Origin of the sequence: Shewanella sp. MM_2022_3, assembly GCF_022557375.1 — a bacterium.
In the GTDB taxonomy this organism is placed as follows: domain Bacteria; phylum Pseudomonadota; class Gammaproteobacteria; order Enterobacterales; family Shewanellaceae; genus Shewanella; species Shewanella xiamenensis.
The window spans coordinates 1-2,493 of record NZ_JAKZGV010000102.1; the positions used below are offsets into that span (position 1 = coordinate 1).

4 protein-coding genes are annotated in these 2,493 nt (G+C 44.1%); 1 reads left to right on the forward strand and 3 read right to left on the reverse strand.

Annotated elements, in window-relative coordinates; all coding sequences use genetic code 11:
• Window positions 1-108: 108 nt before the first annotated feature.
• The gene (locus MMG82_RS21230; protein ID WP_047537352.1) at window positions 109-678 is read left to right on the forward strand and encodes a GPR1/FUN34/YaaH family transporter; all 570 of its coding nucleotides are present in this window, start codon (window positions 109-111) and stop codon (window positions 676-678) included.
• An 82-nt stretch (window positions 679-760) separates the two neighbouring features.
• Here the strand turns inward: MMG82_RS21230 and MMG82_RS21235 are convergent, their stop codons facing one another.
• The 3 genes from MMG82_RS21235 to MMG82_RS21245 form a co-directional block, all read right to left on the reverse strand.
• On the reverse strand, window positions 761-1,231 hold the full coding sequence (locus MMG82_RS21235) for a YcxB family protein (RefSeq protein ID WP_037421331.1): 471 nt from the start codon (window positions 1,229-1,231) through the stop codon (window positions 761-763).
• Window positions 1,232-1,401: 170 nt separating this feature from the next.
• A complete protein-coding gene (locus tag MMG82_RS21240; protein WP_047537349.1) occupies window positions 1,402-1,818 on the reverse strand; it encodes a VOC family protein in 417 nt (138 codons plus the stop codon).
• A gap of 50 nt (window positions 1,819-1,868) precedes the next feature.
• Window positions 1,869-2,483 (reverse strand): NAD(P)H-dependent oxidoreductase, encoded by a 615-nt coding sequence (locus MMG82_RS21245; RefSeq protein ID WP_037421328.1) that lies wholly within the window; start codon window positions 2,481-2,483, stop codon window positions 1,869-1,871.
• Window positions 2,484-2,493: the final 10 nt, after the last annotated feature.

Here is a 2,493-nt window from a genome sequence, read left to right on the forward strand (position 1 = left end):
GATTTAGATTGTGATCTTCTTTGTTGTTATCTAAACTTCGCCGCTTTTTATCGAACTATAAGTGCAAATTATTGTACTGAAATTTACTTATCATTTTGGGGACTTTCTGTGTCGACAAAACTGGCGAATCCGGCTCCATTAGGTTTAATGGGCTTTGGTATGACGACTATCCTGCTAAACATTCATAATGCAGGGTACTTTCCGATTGACTCGATGATCTTAGCTATGGGGATTTTCTATGGCGGACTGGGTCAAATTATCGTGGGCATTATGTGCTTTATGCGTGGTGATACCTTTGGTACAACCGCCTTTACCTCTTACGGCTTATTCTGGTTGACCTTAGTTGGGCTTATTTTAATGCCAAATGCTGGGGTTGCGGCGAGCCCAACCTATTTTATGGGATGGTACTTAACCCTTTGGGGAATTTTTACAGCCTTTATGTTTGTGGGATCGCTACGTTATCCAAGGGCTAAGCAGTTTGTGTTTGCTTCGTTGACGATTCTATTTTTCCTTCTGGCGGCGAGAGATTTTACTGGCAGTGCGCTTATTGGCACCATCGCGGGTTTTGAAGGGATTATCTGTGGTGCGAGTGCAATTTACTTTGCCATGGCGCAAGTGCTTAATAATGAATATGGCCGCACTATTTTACCGATAGGCGAGCTTAAAGCTAAGGTCTAACTGAGTTCTTAGTTTATGCAAAAGGCTGAATCATTCAGCCTTTTGCATTTTTGACGGGTCAGTAATATTAAAACTTACAACATCAGATTTTGGTTTGGATAAATGCAATACAGGCATTATCTAGACTACGGTTAGAGATATAGCTGGTCCCTGTTTTATGGGTGATTAGGAATCCTTTATCCGTTTGCACAATACGATAAATATCCGTCCAGAGAATTTGAGCGTTTACATATTGTGATTTTGTGTGGATACCTTGCTCATCAACGATAAGGGTGACTTCATTATTGGCGGCTTTGCTCATCATTTGCCGCATCAACCACCACGCTTTGTTGTATTTTACATTTAATGCTTCAATCACCCCGAGCCCAACAAAGAAATAGGCCAGATAGAGGCTGACATCCGCAAAAATCAGCGCAATGCCAATGAGCCCGAAACCTATGGCTTTATAGTAAGGTTTGAGAGTGGGATCGGGTTTGACGGACTGGGTATAACACTCGTCAAAATGCGCTTTATCTAAGATGTAAGTTGTGGAATAACAATAGGGTGTGGTCATGTCTTATTTACTAATCAAAAGTTTAATTATCTAAAGCTGGATAGCGCATTAGTTTAGCGGGTTAGCTGCGTAAAGTAACGATTTTTGGGATAAGTCCGCAGTAGCGATACGGCGCAAAATACCCTGTTATCGTACCTGCGCCCGTTCCTGCACCATAGTTTGCGAATGGCTTAATAGCGGTTTCGCTCTGCGGGAATATCACTCAGATACTCAACAAACTCGACTTCAAAGCCATGGGCATCAAAAAAGTAAATATTACGGCGATAGGGATCTTCCATGCCCTCTTTTGCTATCGGAAAGCCTGTTTGAGTCAGTCTGGTGATGATTGCATCTAAATCACTGACGACAAAAGCAAAATGGGCTAAGCCAATTTGATGACCCGTTAAGTCGCGGTTTTCCCCTTCACCGTTATCGCTAAAGGCAATGTATTGATAATCATCGCCAAAATGAATCCAATTGCGCGGCTTGCCGTACCAAGTCCCTTTATCTCCGCCACGGACACGCCAATGGGGGAAGGCGGCTTGATAAAACGTGAGTGCTTTAGGGATATCGTCGACGACTAGGTTGATGTGTTCTAAGTGGATCATAATGCGTTCCTTGTAATGATTTTAGTCAGTGTGATTCACATCCAAGCTGCTTACATACCGTAGCAGTATTCCTGCTGCTTGGGGTAGGGTTGATGAATATGGCGTTGGCGTATCGGCGCTAAGGCTTGGGCGTATTGATGCAACATAAACAGGCTATATTGCACTCTTTCCCTGAGGTCGATATCCCGCGTACCTTGGGGCGTAGCGTTGAGTACATTCTCGACATTACGGATGATCAAATAGTCGGGAATCGGCACTAATTTATTGTTTTTGAGTGCATTCATTTTGACTTCCACAATGGGATAAGCACCGCTAATGCCGCTGCAAACTGAAATCAGCAACACTGGCTTATGGGCAGTTTCCTGACGGCTACACATCAGTAGGAAGTTTTTAAGCAGTGGCGATGCCATTCCACCCCATTCGGGCGTAATCAAAACGAGGGCATCCGCAGCATCGACTCTTTGCTCTATCTCAGGCCAATGTTCGCCCTTGTTGTCTTCTTCACCGTCCCAAAAGGGCAGGTTGAACTGGCAAAGTTCTAAGTGATGGATAGCGTCGTAACCGACACTATGGGGCGATAAAAAACTGGTCTCGGCTATGTATCTCGCGACTTTAGCGCTTTGGGAGTGGGCTCTTTGGCTGGTGCTGATGATGAGTAAGTTCATTATGTAAACC

Coding starts and splice junctions, on each gene's coding strand:
- MMG82_RS21235 (WP_037421331.1), bottom strand. CDS start 1,231: ATGACCACACCCTATTGTTATTCCACAACTTACATCTTAGATAAAGCG.
- MMG82_RS21245 (WP_037421328.1), bottom strand. CDS start 2,483: ATGAACTTACTCATCATCAGCACCAGCCAAAGAGCCCACTCCCAAAGC.
- MMG82_RS21240 (WP_047537349.1), bottom strand. CDS start 1,818: ATGATCCACTTAGAACACATCAACCTAGTCGTCGACGATATCCCTAAA.